Here is a 16,767-nt window from a genome sequence, read left to right on the forward strand (position 1 = left end):
ACTGGGTGAGGCGTCGCCTGACCGTCCGTGATCGCGGCCCCTAACGTCGCCGGTGTCCCGCTCGAGCAGGAGGAACCATGCCAACGACCACGGGTACGCCGGCACCGGCGTCAGCAGACGCCGAGCAGGCCGCCGCACACGATCCGTCTCCCGGGGGCGCCCTCGACGACATCCGGGTCCTCGACATCGCGACGCTCTTCGCGGGGCCGTCGGCGGCCACCGTCCTCGCCGACTTCGGCGCCGACGTCATCAAGGTCGAGCACCCCCGAAAGCCGGACCCGGCGCGCACGCACGGCCAGAGCAAGAACGGGATCGGCCTGTGGTGGAAGATCCTCGGGCGGAACAAGCGCGCCGTGACCCTCGACCTGTCGCATCCCGATGGGCAGGAGGTCTTCCTCGAGCTGGTCCGCACGGCGGACGTCGTCATCGAGAACTTCAGGCCTGGGACGCTCGAGCGGTGGGGCCTGGGCTACGACCGGCTCCGCGCGGTGAACCCGCGCATCATCCTGACCCGGGTGACCGGGTTCGGCCAGACCGGGCCTCGCGCCACCGAGCCCGCCTTCGGCACCATCGCGGAGGCGATGAGCGGCTTCGCCCACTCGACCGGCCAGCCGGACGGCCCGCCCACCCTGCCGCCGCTGGCCCTCGCGGACAACATCAGCGGCCTCGCGGCCGCGGTGGCCACCCTGACGGCCCTGCACCGTCGCGAGCGAACGGGCGAGGGTCAGGTCATCGACCTGGCCATCATCGAGCCGATCCTCGCGATGCTCGGTGCGCAGGTGACCGTGTACGACCAGCTCGGCATCGTCACGCACCGGCGTGGCAACCGGTCGGAGAACAACGCGCCGCGCAACACCTACCGCACCGCGGACGGCGACTGGGTCGCGATCTCGACGAGCGCCCACTCGATCGCCGAACGGGTGATGACGCTCGTCGGACGGCCCGATCTGGTGCGCGAGCCCTGGTTCAACGACGGCTTCCGACGCGCCCAGCACGCCGACGTGCTCGACGAGGCCGTCGGCTCGTGGATGGCACAGCGACCCACGAGCGAGGTCGTCGCGGAGTTCGCCCGCGCACAGGCCGCGCTCGCCGTGGTCAACGACGTGTCCAAGGTGGTCACCGACGAGCAGTACGCGGCGATCGGCGCCATCGCCACCGTGCAGGACCAGGACCTCGGGCCGGTGCGGATGCCCAACGTGCTCTTCCGCATGTCGGAGTCGCCCGGCACGATCCGACACACCGGGCGCGAGCACGGCGCCGACACCGAGCGTGTGCTCGCAGAGATCGGTGTCGACGACGAGCGCCTCGCCCGGCTGCGCCGCACGGGTGTGATCTGAGTGCTGGCCGACATCGCCACCTGGCTGTACGTGCCCGGCGGCCGGCTGCCCGAGCTGCTGCCCAAGGCCGCCCGTACGGCCGACGGCATCGTCATCGACCTCGAGGACGCCGTCCACCCGTCGGCCCGTCCGGGCGTGCGGGCCCTGCTGCCCTCCGCTCTGGCTGCCGCGGCCGGCGCCGGCACGGGCGTCCCCGGGGACGGTCGCGTCCCGATCGTCGTGCGCGTCAACCCGGTGGACTCCGCCGACTTCGCGGCGGACCTCGCGGCCGTCGGTCCCCTTCTCGCCGAGGGGAAGGTCCACGGCATCCGGCTGCCCAAGGTGGAGTCAGCGACGGACGTGAGAAAGGCGCACGCCGCCTCGAGCAGGTTCCTCGACCAGCCGCACCTAGTCCCCCTCATCGAGTCGGCCCTGGGCCTGCTCCACGCTGCCGAAATCGCCGCCGAGACCGGGGTGCACTCCCTCACCCTGGGCGAGAGCGACCTTCGCGCCGACCTCGGGCTGCCGCGGGACGGCAGCGAGGACGGCCTGCTGCTCGCCCGTCTGACCGTCGTGCAGGCCGCTCGAGCGGCCGGCCTCCCCTCCCCCGTCGCGAGCGTCCACCCCCACGTGACCGACCTCGACGGACTCCGCCGGTCGTGCGAGACGCTGCGTCAGCTCGGGTTCTACGGTCGCTCGGTCATCCACCCCCGACAGGTGCCCGTGGTGCGCAGCGCCTTCGCGCCCCGCGCCGACGAGCTCCGGTGGGCCGACGAGGTGCTAGAGCGGGTCGCGACGATGGATCGCTCCCGGTCGGCCGCTGCCACCCTGGACGACGGGAGCTTCGTCGACCCGGCGATCCTTCGCCAGGCGCAGCTGATCCACGAGCGGGCAGACGCGTGAGCGCCGGGCGTACCGCGGACGGGGCCACGGTCGGCGTCGTCGACCTCGCGCAGCCGCTGCATCCCGGCATCCCCACCTCACCCAACCACCCCGGCTTCCGGCACGCCCTGCTCCGCCGGCACGGCGACGCGGTCAGGGCCGACGGCACGTCGGGAGCCAACGACTTGCTCGTCATGGGAACCCACACCGGCACGCACCTCGACGCGCTCGCCCACATCAGCCACGACGGCCTGCTGCACGGAGGAGTCTCCGCCCTCGAGGCACAGGTGGGCGGTCGGTACCTCGAGCACGGGGTCCACACCGTCGCGCCCATCGTGTGCGTCGGGCACCTGCTCGACGTGCCGGCAGCACTCGGCGTCCGACGGCTGGACCCCGGCCACGCCGTCACGGCCGAGGAGCTGGCCCTGGCCCTCGGCGACCGGCGGCCCGCACCCGGCGAGGCACTGCTCGTGCGGACCGGCTGGGCGCAGCTCTGGGACGACGCGGGGGCCTTCCTCGACCACGAGGGCGGGGTGCCCGGACCCGACGAGGACGCCGTCGCCTGGCTGGCATCGCACCAACCGCTGGTCGTCGGATCCGACACCACCGCCTTCGAGCACATTCCGCCAGGAGAGGGCCATGCCCGCCTGCCCGGTCACCGGATCCTGCTGGTGGAGAAGGGGATCCCGATCATCGAGATGCTGAACCTCGAGGAGCTGGCCGCGCTGGCTCCCGAAGCCTTCACCCTCGTGGCAGCGCCCCTGTGGCTCCTGGGTGCCACCGGCTCGCCGCTGCGCCCGCTGGCACTCGTGCACTGAACCATCCGCACCGTCCCCGAGCGCCGCCCACAGGGCCGAGCGCTCCACCGTCCATCGCCCGGAGGATGACATGGCCGCCGCTGCCACCACACCCATGGAGGGCACCGCAGTTGCCCGGCTCGCACAGTTCGCCGCTGCCGTGGCGGCTGCACCGCCCGAGGAGGCGCTCGAGGACGCCCGCCAGCGGCTGCTCGACGTGGTGGGCATCTCGGTCGCGGCCCTGGACACCGGGCCGGCGAACGTGGTCCGGGCCCTCGCCCGCCGCTGGGGCGGACAGCCGACGGCGGGTGCGATCGGTCTCGACCTCGCCGTCCCTGCCCCGTCGGCCGCCCTCGTCAACGGGACCCTCGCCCACGCCCTGGACTTCGACGACACGCACGTGCCCTCGATCCTGCACCCGAGCGCCTCGGTCGTGCCGGCCGCCCTGGCTGCGGCCGAGGACGCCGGGGCCTCCGGCCGGGCGCTGCTGTCCGCCATCGCGGTGGGCAACGAGATCACGATCCGCCTCGGCAACGCCGGCTACGACCCGGGCATCAACAACTCCGTCTTCTTCGACCGGGGACTGCACGCCACCTCGATCTGCGGCACGGTGGGTGCCGCAGCTGCGGCCGGCGTCGCCATGGGTCTGGACGCGGAGCGTCTCGCCCACGCGATGGCGATCGCCTGCAGCATGGGCGCCGGGCTGCTCGAGGCCAACCGGGCCGGCGGGTCGGTCAAGCGGATGCACTGCGGGTGGGCTGCACACGGCGGCGTGGCGGCCGCCCAGGCGGCGCAGGCCGGGCTGACCGGCCCCCCGACGGTCCTCGAGGGGCGCTTCGGGTTCTTCCGCGCCTACTGCGGCGACGTCTACGACGAGAGCGCCCTGCTCGAGGGGCTCGGCACCCAGTGGGAGACGGCTGCCTGCTTCGTCAAGCCCTACCCGACCAACGTCTTCACCCACACCGGCATCGACGCCGCCGTCGCGCTCCGGGAACGGGGGCTGCGCCCCGAGGAGGTCGAGTCGGTCCGCATCGGCGTGGCAGGGGCGACACTGCGCACGATCGCCGAGCCGCGGGACGCCAAGATCCGTCCGGAGTCGGGCTACCACGCCCAGTTCAGCGGGCCGTTCACCTTCGCGCTCGCGCTGCGCGGTGGCGGTGGGCTCGGGGTCTACCTCGACGACTTCACCGACGCGGCCGTCCGCGACCCGCTCAACCTCCGCGTGGCTGCCACGGTGGAGCACGCATCGGACCCGCGCTGCGAGGAGATCTTCCCGCGGCACTTCCCGTCGGTCGTCGAGGTCCGCACCGTCGACGGACGCGTCCTGCGCGAGGAGGTGCTGACCAACCGTGGCACGGCGCAGCGTCCCCTCAGCGACGCCGAGGTCCAGGTGAAGTACGACCTCAACGCCCGTCGGCTCGGGGCCCGGGCCGACGTCCTGGCCGAGCGCATCGCGCGGGTCCTCGACCGCCCCACCGTGGCCGGCCTGCTCACGCTCTGACGGGGCTGTGGCCTCTCAAATCCGGGACAGGCCTGTGGCCCCTCACAGTGTGAGGGGCCACAGGTCTGTCCCGGTTCGGCGCGATCGTCAGACGGGGGCCGTCACCGCGTCGTAGGAGTAGAGCCAGTCGTACCGGTCGGCGATCGGCTCGTCGCTCCACTCGCGCTCGAGGTAGGCCTGCGCGGTCTCCTCGGTCGCGAGCTCGCGGCTGTGGAACCGGTCCGTGTTGGCCGTCGCTCCGCGGACCATCCGGCTCGTGCGGTTGATCCGTGCCTCCTCGTAGCGTTTGAGGGCGACCGCCGGGTCGTCCCCGAAGGCGTCGAGCGCGCGGGCGAGCACGACACCGTCCTCGATGGAGTGGACAGCCCCCTGCGCGAGGAACGGCAGGGTCGCGTGCGCGGCGTCGCCGAGCAGGCTGATCCGTCCCGAGGTCCAGGAGGAGATCGGCTCGCGGCTGACGAGTGCCCACTTGAGCAGTCGGGGCGAGGCCTTGATGAGGGTCTGGATGTCCTCGTGCCAACCCTCGAAGTCGGCGAGGCACTCCTCGACGGTGCCCGGCTCGTTGCCGCCGGCCGCGGTCCAGGTCTTGCCCTCGATCGTGGCGACGAAGTTCATCAGCGCACCGCCGTGGAGCGCATACGTGACGGCGTGCCCGCCCGGCCCGATCCACGTCGATCCGACGGGCGCCTGCAGGTGCCTCGGCAGGTCGTCCATGGGGATGAGCCCGCGCCAGGCCACCATGCCCGAGAACTGCGGGTCGCTCGGGCCCCACACGGTGTTGCGCACCACCGAGCGCACCCCGTCGGCCCCGATGACGACGTCACCGGTCACCCGGCTCCCGTCTGCCAGAAGGACGCTCGCCGACGACTCGTCCTGCTCGACGCCGACGACGCGAGAACCGAGGCGGATGACGTCGTCCCCGGCGGCTCGCACGCCGTCCTCGAGCGCCTTGAGCAGGTCGGGGCGGTACACCGTGAGGTAGGGGTAGCCGTACCTCTCCACGGCCATCGGGCCGAGGTCGAACATCGGCCAGGGGCGTCCGGTGTTCCAGAGCCGGAACTCCTTGCGCACCGGGTCGCACGACTGCCTCCGCAGCTCCTCGAAGACGCCGAGGTGGTCGAGCGCCCGGTTTCCGTTGGGGCTGATCTGGATTCCCGCCCCGACCTCGGTGAGCTCCCGCGCCTGCTCCAGGACCGTGACCTGCACCCCGCGCTGCAAGAGCGCCAAGGCCGCTGTCATTCCGCCGACTCCTCCGCCGGCCAGGACCACGTGCATCAGCTTCTCCTTCAGAGGTTCTCGGTGCGCAGCAGGCCGAGGGCGGCCAGGACCGGCTCGTCGCTCGACCGCACGAGCCGGGCGGACTCGGACACCACGTGCTGGTAGGGCCGCCACGCGGGGACGGCCACGATGTCGCCGCGCTCCCACGTCAGCGTCTCGCCGTCGACGACGGTCTGACCTGCACCTTCGACGACGGTGAAGATCGAGTTCGCCGTAGTCCGCTGCCGGGCGGAGGTGAAGCCGGCGGGGAGCTCCTGCACGTGCAGCGCGATGGTCGGCATCGCCGGGCCGCCCAGCTCGATCTCACGCTCGGCCATGCCGTGCGCGGGCGACGCCGTCTGCTCTGCGAGGCGTGCGAGGGAGTCCTCCCAACGGAAGGCGATGGGCGAGGTCTCGACCTCACGGGGCTGGGCCTGGACGCCGTCGGGGTGCTTCTCGAAGAACATCGGCTCGAGGAGGTGGACGAGCGGCACGTCGAGGATGTCGACCCAGTAGCAGTCGTCGGGGCCCGACGCGGAGTGCTCGTGCCAGGCCCAGCTGGGCGTGAGCAGCACGTCGCCCGGACGCATCTCGACGCGGTCACCGTCGACGACCGTGTGGGTGCCGCGCCCGTCGAGGATGATCCGGAGCGCGGCGGGCGTGTGGTGGTGTGCCAGCGCGACCTCACCGGGCTTGATCAGCTGGTAGGCCGCCACGAGGGTCCGCACGGTGGCGTAGAGGTTGCCCTCCACGGGGTTGGTCAGGGTCAGGTTGCGCCGGTCGGCCATCTGGTGGTCGACGAGACCGCCGGCCACCTCGAGGACGGCCTTGAGCTCGGCGTAGTGCCACACGTGCGGCAGGAAGTTGCGTCGCGGCTCCGGCCACAGCGCGGGAGCGCGACGGTGCCAGCCACCCTCGACGCTCAGGGCGTCGAACACGGCATACAGGTCATCGAGGTTGTCGATGTCCTCCACGGAGGTGGAAGGGGTCGTGGTCATGTCGGCTCCTCAGTGCTGCTTGACGATGGGTGGGTCGTACGGGCGGGCGAACACCTCGGTCCGCCCGTTGGTGCCCTGGACGACGTCGACGCTCATCTCGCCGACGCGCTCGATGCTGATGCGGATCGTGTCGCCGTCGGTGACGGGCCCCACGCCGGCGGGGGTGCCGGTGGCGATGATGTCCCCGGGGTGGAGGGTCATGACCGCCGAGGCCATCTCGACCATCCCGGGGATGTCGAGGACGAGGTCACGGGTGTTGGCGTCCTGGCGCAGCTCGTCACCGACCCAGAGCCGCATCCCGAGCTGGGTCGGATCCCCGACCTCGTCGGCCGTCGTGATCCACGGACCGACGGGGCAGAAGGTGTCGTAGGCCTTGCGGAAGACCCGCTCCTCGCGACCGCGCACCACCATGTCGAGCAGGCAGGCGTAGCCGAACACGTGGACCTGCCAGTCGGCGCGGGGGATGTCCCGCCCCCCGGCACCGATGATGATCGCCAGCTCGGACTCGTGGTGGACCTCCCGGCCGGTGAGGGCGGGAAGGACCACCGGTTCCCCGGCCCCGGAGAGCGACGACGGCGGCTTGAGGAAGAAGCCCTGCACGTCGGCGCGGTACTGCGCCTGCATCTCCCTGCCGTGGTCGTGGTAGTTGACCGGGAAGGCGATCACCTTGTTGGGCCAGGGCACCGGCGTGCGCAGGGTGACCTCGGACAGCGGGCGGGCAGGTCCCCGCTCTGCCGCCTGGGCCAGCGTCGGGCGGACGACCGCGAAGTCGCGGATCAGCCGGTTCATCCCGACCGGTGGCCACTCCCCCGCGCTGGGCTCCAGCGCGTCGGTCACGTCGACGATGCCTTCACCGACGACCACACCGATGCGGTCATCGTCGAAGCGGGCGATCCTCATGGCGCTCCTTGGGCTCGAGCAGGTGGTTGCCGCCCATCCTGCGAGCCCGGCTACGCCCCCGGCAGGTGTCCTCGCACCTACCGGAACACCGCCTCAGGCGAGTCGCTCGGCACGTCCGGCGACCGCCGCCCCGATCTCGTTGGCGATACCGAAGACCTCGTCCTTGACCTCGGAGTAGCGCTGCAGCGTGAGCCGGGTGGAGGATCCCGAGATGCTGAGGGCGGCGACGACCTCGCCCTGCGCGTCACGGATGGAGGTCGCCGCCCCGCTCAGACCCTTCTCACGCTCGTCGATGGAGACCGACCAGTGCGTCTCACGGATCGTGGCGAGCTCCTCCTCGTCCGGGATCCGCGTGCGGCGCTGCCGCGACTCGGCACGGACGTCCGCGAGCACCGAGGCGGGCGCGAAGGCGAGGAGCAGCTTGCCCGAGGAGCCGATCCCGAGGGGCTGCAGCCCGCCGGTGGGCACGACGGGCCGCAGCGCGGCGCGTCCCTCGACGGAGGCGAGGCAGACGCGGTGCGAGCCGTGCCGGATGTAGAGGTGCACGCTCTCGCCCGTGGAGTCGCGCAGCCGGTGCATCCACGGCTCGGCGACCCCGCGGATCACGAAGGAGTCGGCTGCGCTGGCTCCCCAGGACAGCAGCCGGGGCCCCAGGGCGAAGAGCCCGTCGGGGGTGCGACGCGCGATCCGCAGCTCGGTGAGCTCCGTCAGGAGCCGGTGGACCGACGACTTGGGCAGTCCGAGGTCCTCGGCCACCTCGGCGAGCCGCATGGGGCGCCCGGCCCGGGCGAGGCTGTCGATCGTCTGGGCCGTCTTGACCAGCACGGACATCGGTGGTGCTCCTTCTCTCGAGGTGCCGCCGAGGGCGGGCAGCTGCCGCCCTCGAGGGAGCGGCGCCGCGCAGCGGCCCGGGGCCGGCGGTCAAGGGTATGCGGCAGCGGGGGTGCGCAGGTGGCCGAACGGTTCAGGCGTACCGACGAACCGGCTGCAGGCCGCCCCGGCGACCCAGGCCGCGGTGCCCGAGGCCCCGGGAGGTGAGCAGGGCTGCCTCGACGACCACACGGGCCAGTGCAGCTGGGCTGAGCGGCTCCGGGGACAGCCGGACCGACACGGCCGCGCGGACCTGGCCGTCCTCGTCGAAGACCGGGGCAGCGATGAGCATCCCCTCCTTCGGCACGCTGGAGCGGCTTACGGCGTAGCCGACGCGACGGACGTCGCCGAGCCGTTGGCGCAGCACGAAGTCGCCGCCGTCACCGAGCGGGCCCCCCGGCTCGTCCGCCATCTCGTCGAGACGAAGGTAGGCGAGCATCGCGAGGCCACCCGCCCCCTGCGCCAAGGGAACTCGTCGATCGGGCTGCCAGGAGCCCGACGCCTGGTGGCCGCAGATGAGGTCGCTCAGGATCGCGTGGTCGCGGTCACGGGACCACAGCGCGACAGGCGCACCCGTGGCCGAGTAGAGGTCGACGAGGAACGGTCGTGCCACGTCGCGCAGTCGGCGGACCTCGGGCACCCCCCAGCCGAGCCGCCAGAGTCGGCGACCGAGCCGGTAACGGCCGCGGGACGCGCGCTCGACGGCGCCCCACTCGACGAGGTGCGCCAGCATCCGGTGGACCGTCGCCGGCGGGAGACCGGTCTGGGAGCACACTCCCGCGATGGTCTGCTCGGGGGTCTCGGCACCGAAGCAGTCGAGGATGTCGAACGCTCGCCCCAGGACCGAGCGCTTGTGGTCCCCGTCGAGCAGGTTTCCAGACTCCATCGTCTGCCTCCCATTATTCGGAACGCTATTCCAATATGCTGAACGGTAGAGCTGCGCTCTCTCGGCTGTCAAGGGGTCCGGAGGCCCGGGTACGGCTCGCCGCGCGACCACCGGGCGAAGCCGCGGGCCGCGCCGGGGCCGGAGGTCAACGAGCGGCGCGGGAGGGGGCGAGGAAGCCGACCACGAGGGCGTTGAACTCGTCGGTGCGCTCGAAGGGCACCCAGAGACCCGTCCGCCCGTACACGTGCACCTGGACGTCCGGGATCCGGTTGAGCAGGAACAGCGCGTTGTCGTAGCCCTGGACGCGGTTGTCGCGCCCCCAGACCACGAGCGTGCGTGCGCGGATGCGGTCGACGTCGCGCCACACCTGCTCGGTGACCGGGCGGTTCTGGGCTCCGTGCCCCTCGGGCGCGCCCGTCATGAACTCCGGCTCGACGCTCGCCTGGTAGCGCTCCTCGACCAGGTCCTCGCTGATCGACGAGGCGTCGTACATCATCATCTCGAGGTAGGACCGCATCTTCGCGCGCGAGGGCCCGTCGCCGCCGTAGTAGGCCTGGATGAGCTTCTGACCCTCGGACGGCATGGGCGTGAACAGCGGGAGCCCCCCGGCGGAGCTGACGAGGACGAGGTCGTCGACGACCTGGGGGTGCTCGATGGCCAGCATCATGGCCGCGGCGCCACCCGTGGCCATGCCGAGGACGTGGGCGGACTCGATCTCGAGGGCGGCCAACATGTCGGCGAAGACCTTCGCGTAGAAGGTGTAACGGCCTCCGCTGATCTCGGGCTTGTCCGAGCGGCCGTAGCCCGGCAGGTCGACCACGAGCACCCGGAAGTGATCGGCGAGGCCGGGGACGTTGGCCCCGAAGTTGCCCCAGCCGTAGGCCCCCGGGGCGCCGCCGTGGACACAGAGCAGCACGGGGCCGGACCCGGCCTCGTGGTAGTGCACCCGGACGCCGCCGGCGTCGACGAAGCGGCTCGTCGACTCGGCGGTGACGGGGACGGTCGCCGCGGCAGCGGGAACGGTCGTGGACATCAGATCTTCACGTGGGCCGGGATCGGGTGACCGAAGAGGTTGAGGCCGTAGGCCTGGAAGATCGGTCCGGACCCGTTCTGCACGTGGTGCAGCGCGGCCTGGGTGTCGCGCCACCGACGCTGCAGGACGCCGCTGTGGTGCAGCGACGCCCCTCCGCTGAGCCGGAAGACGCTGTCAGCGGCCGCAGCCGCACGCTGGCTCGCCTGGACCTGGTTGCGACGCACCTCGGCCCGGAGCTCGAGCGGCACGACCTCTCCGCGCGAGACCACCTCGAAGACGCGCTCGACGTCCCAGAGGACGTGACGCACGCTCGCATCGATGTCCGCGGCCGCGGCGCCCATCGCCGAGAGCTGGAACGGGTCGAGGGCTGCCCGACCGCCGCGCCCCTGCCGGTCACGGGTGACGGCCACGTAGGCGGCCAACGTGCCCTTGGCCATGGCCAGGGTGGCCGTCGTGATGGCTCCCGAGAACATGACGTTGCGCGGCATGCGGAACAGGGGAACCGACTCGCGGCTCGGGTCCTTGCCCCCGGTGCCGTCGGTGACGCCCTTCGTCTCGATGGTCCGGTAGTCGGGCACGAAGGCGTCCTCGACCACCAGGTCCTTGCTGCCGGTGCCACGCAGCCCCATGACGTCCCAGGAGTCCTCGATGATCCGGTAGTCCGAGCGCGGGAGCAGGAAGTGCACGGCGTCCGGCTGGGTGACGTTGCCCTCCTGGTCGGTGACGAGGCCACCGATCATGACCCACTGGCAGTGGTCGGTGCCCGACGAGAAGTTCCAGCGCCCGTTGAAGACGTAGCCGCCCTCCACGGGCCTGGCCCGGCCCATCGGCGCGTAGGGGGAGGCGACCCAGGTGTCCGGGTCCTGCCCCCACACCTCCTCCTGGACCCGCCGGTCACCGTGGGCCAGCTCGTGCGGGTGGACGCCCACGACTCCGGCCACCCACCCCGCGCTCGGGTCGCGCGACCCGATCTCGAGCACGGCGCGGAAGAAGTCCACCGGGTGCGACTCCAGCCCTCCGAAGTCCGTGGGCTGGAGCATGCGGACCACACCCGACGCCCGCAAGGCCGAGGCGGATTCATCGGTGAGCCGCCCGAGCTCCTCTGCTGCTGCTGCGTTGGCCTCGAGCAGGTCCGCGATCTGCTCGATCTCTTCCATGACGGCCATGGCCGCTCCTCTCCTCGGACTGGTCACGGGGTGCGCTGGTGTCCCCAGTAGTGGGCCACGTCGTAGCGGGTGGGCAGCCACGTCTCGTCATCGATGAGGATGCCGTCGATGCCGTACTCGATCCCGAAGCCGGAGGGTGACCGGACGTAGAAGGAGATCATCTTGTCGTTCGTGTGCTTGCCGAAGGTCGACAGGATCGGGGCCGCGCCGGCGAGGACCTTGTCGTAGTTGCGGCCGAGGACGTCGAGGTCGTCGATCTCGAACATGAGGTGACCGACGCCGATGGGCCGGTTGGGCGCTGCCGCGAAGGCGAATGAGTGGTGCCTCGGGTTGCAGTGCGTGAAGACGCCGGCGACACCACCCGGCATGTCGATGTGGTCACTGAGACGGAACCCCAGCAGGTCGAAGTACAGCTGACGGTACGTCTGCTCGTCACGCACCACCTGGAAGGCGTGCCCGAGCCCGAGCTCGCGCGCCACGAAGGTCGCCCCGATCGGGGACACGAACCGCTCGGTGGCGTTGCGCAGGCCCCAGAACAGCTCGACGTCGTAGTTGTCGTCAGGGTCGCGGAAGCTCGCCAGACCTTCGACGCCGCGCTCGGCCGCGGACTGCGCGTCGCGCTGGCTGACCTCGTAGCCTGCGGCTGCGAGCCGCTGCGAGATCTCCTCGAGCGCGCACTGGCTGCCCACGTCCCACCCGAGCGCGATGACACCGTCGGTGTCCGCGCGTCGGATGTCGATGCGGTGCATGTACTCGTCCATCCGGAGGGTGAGCCGGTCGGCGGTGCGCTCGGCGACCTGCAGCCCGAGCAGGTCGGCGCCGAAGCGCTCCCAGGCCTCGAGGTCGGTCGCCGACACGACGGCGTAACCGAAGGCCTTGACGCGTGCGTTCATCGTTGGTCCTTTCCTTCACGTTGTCTGATCGTCATGCTCGGTCCTCCACGCCGGCCCGACCAGCGGACCGTGCCAGATGGCGGAATGCCGTCGACGACGGTCACCGGCACAACCTCGCGGCAGCCGAGGACGCAGCGGCGGACAACGCCTCGACCCACTGCTGCACCTGACCGGTCGTCGCGCCCGCCGGCAGCCCGGACATCCGCATCGCGATGGGCGGGGTGCCGGCAGGCCCGGGCACGGGCACGACGATCGAGTGCAGGTGGTAGGTCGTGTCCGGGTCGAGGTCCGGTTCGTAGAGCGTGGCCGTGTCGGCGATCATCTGCTTCATGAGCCGCTCGTGCTTCGGCAGTCGATCCGTCGACGAGTAGTCGGACATCAACGAGATGCGGTCCACCGTCGGGTCCGGCATGAGCGAGAGCGAGAAGCCGCGCTCCCGAACCCGGTCGAGGTTGCGTCGGAACGTCTCCACCGTGGCAGCCCCCTGCCCCGGCGCGCGCGCCAGCCACTCCTGCACGTCCTCCTCCAAGGCGTCGCGCAGGAAGACCGAACCGAGTGGCGGGATGAGCGGGACCCGGTGCCCGACGGAGGGCGTGGTCCGCTCCTGCGACTGGTTGGAGGTGAGGACGAACACGACGTCGCCGCCCACCTTCGCGAGCACCGCGCAGTCGACGCCGTGCTCGGCGCTGAGCTGCTCGATGTCGTGCCGCGCCAGCTCTGCCAGCCGCACCGCGTGGATGAGGTCGGGGTGTGAGGGCGCGACGAGCGACGGAGGCGCGAAGCGCCCGTAGCCTCCCTGGAAGAAGAGGAGCGGCAGCGAGGGCCGGGCCACCGAGAGGTGGCGGACGCGTCCGAGGACGATGTAGTGGTCCCCGCCCTCGAGGACGTCCTCGTAGGTGCACTCGATCCACGAGACCGCCCCGTCCAGGATGGGCGCGCCGGCCGGGGCGGGTGACCACGCGACGCCCTCGAACTTGTCCGGCGCCCGCGAGGCGAACCGGCGGCAGGTCTGCTCCTGGTCAGAGGCCAGAACGTTGACGCAGAAGGTCTTTCCCGTGCGCAGCCGGGCGAAGCTGCCGGACTCGCGCGTCGGGAGGAACGCCACGAGAGGCGGGTCCAGCGAGACCGAGGTGAACGAGCCGACGACCATGCCCGCCGGCGTGCCGTCCTCGGCGATACCGGTGACCACGGCCACGCCGGTCGGGTAGTGCCCGAGGGTCTCGCGGAACAGTGCCGGGTCGATGTTGTCGTCACCCACAGCCACCGTCGTGTCGAGCTGAGTCATCGGTGTCTCCTCGTGTGCTGGTGGTGCGGCCACCACCTGGCGGCCCGCGCGCCCCAGTCTCGTCCGCCGGGCGAGCCCTACCTAGGCTGATGTCCCGGCGGGCGGGACGTTTGACCGGAGCCCTCCCCGGGCAGTGCCAGAGCCGACAGAGCAGCAGCCGCGAGATCGACGTCCTGGTCCGGGCTGGCACCGCTGACGCCGAGCCCGCCGATGAGCCGGTCGCCGTGGCGCACGGGCAGGCCGCCGGGCAGGGGCGTGGGACTGAACGCAAGCCCCTCGCCGAGCAGCACGAACAGGTCCGGATGCGCCGCGCGCAGCTCGAGAAGGCTGTCCGAAGGGCGGGCGAAGGCGGCCGCGGTCCGCGCCTTGGTGCGGGCCACCTCGGGGGTGAACCAGCTCGCCCCGTCGCCGCGCACGACGACGAGGTCGAAGCCGCGCTCGTCGACGACGGCGACGCTGACCCGCAACCGCAGCTGCGTAGCGGACTCCAGCACCGACTGCACCAGGGCGTCGGCCCGGGCGGCCGTCAGCACGTCGTCGCGGGGGTCCGTCACGCCCCCGTGCCCGCGCTGACCGGCGCGACCTCGCGCGCGTCGTCCGGCTGCTCGGCACCCGCGGAGGGGGGCTTGCGGATCAGGGTGTAGACGCGGCTGCGCAGCTCGGCGAAGGCCGGCAGCGCCTTGGTGGCGAGCTGATCCCGGGGCGTCGGCAGGTCGACGGGGATGAGCGCCGCGACGCTGGCCGGCTTGCCCGACAGGACCAGGACGGTGTCGGCCAGGTAGACGGCCTCGTCGATGTCGTGGGTGACGAGGACCACGGTGATGCCGAGTCGCTCCTTGAGCCGGATGACGAGGTCCTCCAGGTCGGCACGCGTCTGGGCGTCGACCGAGGCGAACGGCTCGTCCATGACGATGGCGTGGGGTCGGAAGGCGAGCGCGCGTGCGATGGCGACGCGCTGCTGCATGCCTCCGGAGAGCTGCCACGGGTAGGCGTGGGTGGAGTCGGCGAGCCCGACCTCGGCCAGCGCCGCGCGTGCCTGCTCGAGCCGCTCGCCCTTGGGGACGCCGGCCGAGCGAAGCGGTAGGGCGACGTTGTCGATGACGCGCAGCCAGGGCATGAGGGAACGGCTGTAGTCCTGGAAGACGACGGCCATGCCGCGCGGGGTGTCGCGGACCGCCTCGCCCTCGAAGACGACCAGGCCCTCGGTCGGCTTGCGCAGGCCGGTCAGGCACTGGAGCAGGGTGGTCTTGCCGGCGCCGGAGGGCCCGACGATGCAGAGGAACTCGCCCTTGGCGACGGTGAAGTCGAGGCCCTGCAGGACCGTGTGCTGTCCGTAGGAGTGGCCGAGCCCGGCCACCTCCAGGACAGTGCCGTACGTTGCGCTCTGGTCATCGGTCTCGTTCATGAGCCGCCTCCTTCGTGGTGGGCCATCATGCCCTTGTGCCAGCTCAGGACCCGGTTCTCCACGAGGCCGAAGAGCTTGTTGAGCAGGTAACCGACGATGCCGAGGGCGATGATGCCCGTCCACATCGCGGGGATGTCGAACTCGCGTTGCGAGTTGAGGATGAAGTAGCCGATGCCGCCCGGGGTGCCGACCATCTCGGAGATCACCATGGCGACCACTCCGATCGCCAACGCCGTCCGGGCCCCGGCGAAGACCTGGGGCATCGCGGTGGGAAGGATGATGTAGCGGACCCGGTCCCACGAAGAGAGCCGGTAGCTCCTGGAGACGTCCCGCAGCACCGGTTCCACGGAGCGGACGCCGTCGATGGTGTTGAGCAGGACCGGCCACGCGCTGACCAGCGCGATGATGGCGATCTTCATCGGGGTCCCGATGCCGAGCAGCAGCATCATGATGGGCAGCACGGCGACGCCCGGCGTGGCCCGCAGGAACTCGATGATCGGGCGGACCGCCTCCTCGAGTGCGCGGACCGACCCGAGCAGCAGGCCGAGCGCGACGCCGCCGACGACGGCGATGGCGAAGCCGGCGGCGAGCCGGCCCAGACTCGGCAGGATCTCCGTCGGCACGTTCTGGAAGATCCAGAGTGCCTTGAACTCGGTGAGGATCCCGGCGAGCGGGGGGAAGTAGAACGACGTGCTGTCCGCGCTGGCGACCCACCAGATGACGAGGAGCAGGACGGGGAGCCAGATCTCCCAGAGGACCTTCGAGCGCAGCGACTTCATGTCAGGCTCTCTCTCGCTGGGAGGGGTGCCACCACAGGATCCGACGCTGGGCGGCGAGCAGGATGAGGTTGAGCGCGACCCCGAGCAAGGACGCCGTGAAGGCGTACACGAACATCTCGTCGGGGTTGTTGACCGTCAGGGCGTTGAACAGGTTGCGCCCGAGGCCGTCCGTCCCGCCGAGGAACTCGGCCGAGATGGCCAGGAGCAGGCTGATCGTCGCGGCGATGCGCAGCCCCGTGGTCAGGAACGGCATGGCGCTCGGCAGGTAGACCGTTCTGATCCGGTCGGTGAGGCTCAGGTGGAACGCCGCGCTGACCTGGCGCAGCTGCGGCGACACCTGCTGCACGGCGTACGTGGACTGCACCAGCATCGGCCAGACGGCGCCGAACATCACCAGGATCAGGGCCATCGCGCGGGTGCCGCCGAAGAGCAGCAGGACGAGCGGCAGGATGGCCACCCCCGGGATGGTCCGGCCGAAGTCGACGACGAACTGGGAGCTGAGGGCCACCTTGCGGCTGGACCCGTTGATGAGGCCGAGCGGCACACCGACCAGGATGGACAGCAGGAGCCCGAGGTTCGCCGTGAGCAGCGTGTTGCCGACCGCGGTCCAGTAGTCACCGGTGCGGGCCATCTCGATCGCCGTGGTCAGGGTTAGCCACGGCGTCGGGACGTCTGCTGCCCGGCCCGGTCCGACGGCGAACAGGTGCCAGATGACGAGGGCGATGAGGACCGCCGCCACCTGCCGGGTCAGGCGCCAGCCGGCGCTCGCGCGTTGGTGTTCCGATCGCGCCATCGCGAG

Annotated in this window: 17 protein-coding genes; 4 read left to right on the forward strand and 13 right to left on the reverse strand. The window is 71.5% G+C overall.

Annotated features, from left to right (window positions below; genetic code table 11):
• Positions 1 to 77: 77 nt before the first annotated feature.
• The 4 genes from AC3A5R_RS05790 (at position 78) to AC3A5R_RS05805 (ending at position 4,496) form a co-directional block, all read left to right on the forward strand.
• Positions 78 to 1,337 carry a CaiB/BaiF CoA transferase family protein gene (locus AC3A5R_RS05790; protein ID WP_487619776.1) on the forward strand — a complete coding sequence of 420 codons (1,260 nt, stop codon included), beginning with the start codon at positions 78 to 80 and terminating at the stop codon, positions 1,335 to 1,337.
• On the forward strand, positions 1,338 to 2,219 hold the full coding sequence (locus tag AC3A5R_RS05795; protein WP_487619777.1) for an HpcH/HpaI aldolase/citrate lyase family protein: 882 nt from the start codon (positions 1,338 to 1,340) through the stop codon (positions 2,217 to 2,219). It begins immediately after the preceding gene.
• Positions 2,216 to 3,016, forward strand: a complete 801-nt coding sequence (locus AC3A5R_RS05800) for a cyclase family protein (protein WP_487619778.1) — start codon at positions 2,216 to 2,218, stop codon at positions 3,014 to 3,016. Before AC3A5R_RS05795 ends, AC3A5R_RS05800 begins: the two co-directional genes overlap by 4 nt.
• Before the next feature lie 70 nt (positions 3,017 to 3,086).
• Positions 3,087 to 4,496: an MmgE/PrpD family protein gene (locus AC3A5R_RS05805; RefSeq protein WP_487619779.1), complete on the forward strand. Its 1,410-nt coding sequence runs from the start codon at positions 3,087 to 3,089 to the stop codon at positions 4,494 to 4,496.
• An 87-nt stretch (positions 4,497 to 4,583) separates the two neighbouring features.
• On the opposite strand, the gene AC3A5R_RS05810 is transcribed toward AC3A5R_RS05805, so the two are convergent.
• The 13 genes from AC3A5R_RS05810 to AC3A5R_RS05870 form a co-directional block, all read right to left on the reverse strand.
• A complete protein-coding gene (locus tag AC3A5R_RS05810) occupies positions 4,584 to 5,771 on the reverse strand; it encodes an FAD-dependent monooxygenase (protein WP_487619780.1) in 1,188 nt (395 codons plus the stop codon).
• An 11-nt stretch (positions 5,772 to 5,782) separates the two neighbouring features.
• Positions 5,783 to 6,751, reverse strand: coding sequence for a cupin domain-containing protein (locus AC3A5R_RS05815; protein WP_487619781.1), 969 nt, complete (start codon positions 6,749 to 6,751; stop codon positions 5,783 to 5,785).
• Positions 6,752 to 6,760: 9 nt separating this feature from the next.
• Positions 6,761 to 7,651, reverse strand: a complete 891-nt coding sequence (locus tag AC3A5R_RS05820) for a fumarylacetoacetate hydrolase family protein (protein ID WP_487619782.1) — start codon at positions 7,649 to 7,651, stop codon at positions 6,761 to 6,763.
• Positions 7,652 to 7,744: 93 nt separating this feature from the next.
• The gene (locus AC3A5R_RS05825) at positions 7,745 to 8,482 is read right to left on the reverse strand and encodes an IclR family transcriptional regulator (RefSeq protein WP_487619783.1); all 738 of its coding nucleotides are present in this window, start codon (positions 8,480 to 8,482) and stop codon (positions 7,745 to 7,747) included.
• 133 nt (positions 8,483 to 8,615) lie between these two features.
• Positions 8,616 to 9,407 carry an IclR family transcriptional regulator gene (locus tag AC3A5R_RS05830; RefSeq protein WP_487619784.1) on the reverse strand — a complete coding sequence of 264 codons (792 nt, stop codon included), beginning with the start codon at positions 9,405 to 9,407 and terminating at the stop codon, positions 8,616 to 8,618.
• Positions 9,408 to 9,552: 145 nt separating this feature from the next.
• Positions 9,553 to 10,440 carry an alpha/beta fold hydrolase gene (locus tag AC3A5R_RS05835; RefSeq protein WP_487619785.1) on the reverse strand — a complete coding sequence of 296 codons (888 nt, stop codon included), beginning with the start codon at positions 10,438 to 10,440 and terminating at the stop codon, positions 9,553 to 9,555.
• Positions 10,440 to 11,606, reverse strand: coding sequence for an acyl-CoA dehydrogenase family protein (locus AC3A5R_RS05840; protein WP_487619786.1), 1,167 nt, complete (start codon positions 11,604 to 11,606; stop codon positions 10,440 to 10,442). Before AC3A5R_RS05840 ends, AC3A5R_RS05835 begins: the two co-directional genes overlap by 1 nt.
• A 23-nt stretch (positions 11,607 to 11,629) precedes the next feature.
• A complete protein-coding gene (locus AC3A5R_RS05845; RefSeq protein WP_487619787.1) occupies positions 11,630 to 12,499 on the reverse strand; it encodes a VOC family protein in 870 nt (289 codons plus the stop codon).
• Between the two features lie 100 nt (positions 12,500 to 12,599).
• Positions 12,600 to 13,784, reverse strand: a complete 1,185-nt coding sequence (locus AC3A5R_RS05850; protein WP_487619788.1) for a flavin reductase — start codon at positions 13,782 to 13,784, stop codon at positions 12,600 to 12,602.
• A gap of 77 nt (positions 13,785 to 13,861) precedes the next feature.
• A complete protein-coding gene (locus AC3A5R_RS05855; RefSeq protein WP_487619789.1) occupies positions 13,862 to 14,338 on the reverse strand; it encodes a GlcG/HbpS family heme-binding protein in 477 nt (158 codons plus the stop codon).
• Positions 14,335 to 15,189: an ABC transporter ATP-binding protein gene (locus AC3A5R_RS05860; RefSeq protein WP_487619790.1), complete on the reverse strand. Its 855-nt coding sequence runs from the start codon at positions 15,187 to 15,189 to the stop codon at positions 14,335 to 14,337. Before AC3A5R_RS05860 ends, AC3A5R_RS05855 begins: the two co-directional genes overlap by 4 nt.
• On the reverse strand, positions 15,186 to 15,968 hold the full coding sequence (locus tag AC3A5R_RS05865; protein ID WP_487619791.1) for an ABC transporter permease: 783 nt from the start codon (positions 15,966 to 15,968) through the stop codon (positions 15,186 to 15,188). The genes AC3A5R_RS05860 and AC3A5R_RS05865 overlap by 4 nt, the downstream gene beginning before the upstream one ends.
• 1 nt (position 15,969) lies before the next feature.
• Positions 15,970 to 16,761 (reverse strand): ABC transporter permease, encoded by a 792-nt coding sequence (locus AC3A5R_RS05870; protein WP_487619792.1) that lies wholly within the window; start codon positions 16,759 to 16,761, stop codon positions 15,970 to 15,972.
• Positions 16,762 to 16,767 lie beyond the last annotated feature (6 nt).

It is taken from the genome of Intrasporangium sp. Soil_C_50 (assembly GCF_057656595.1).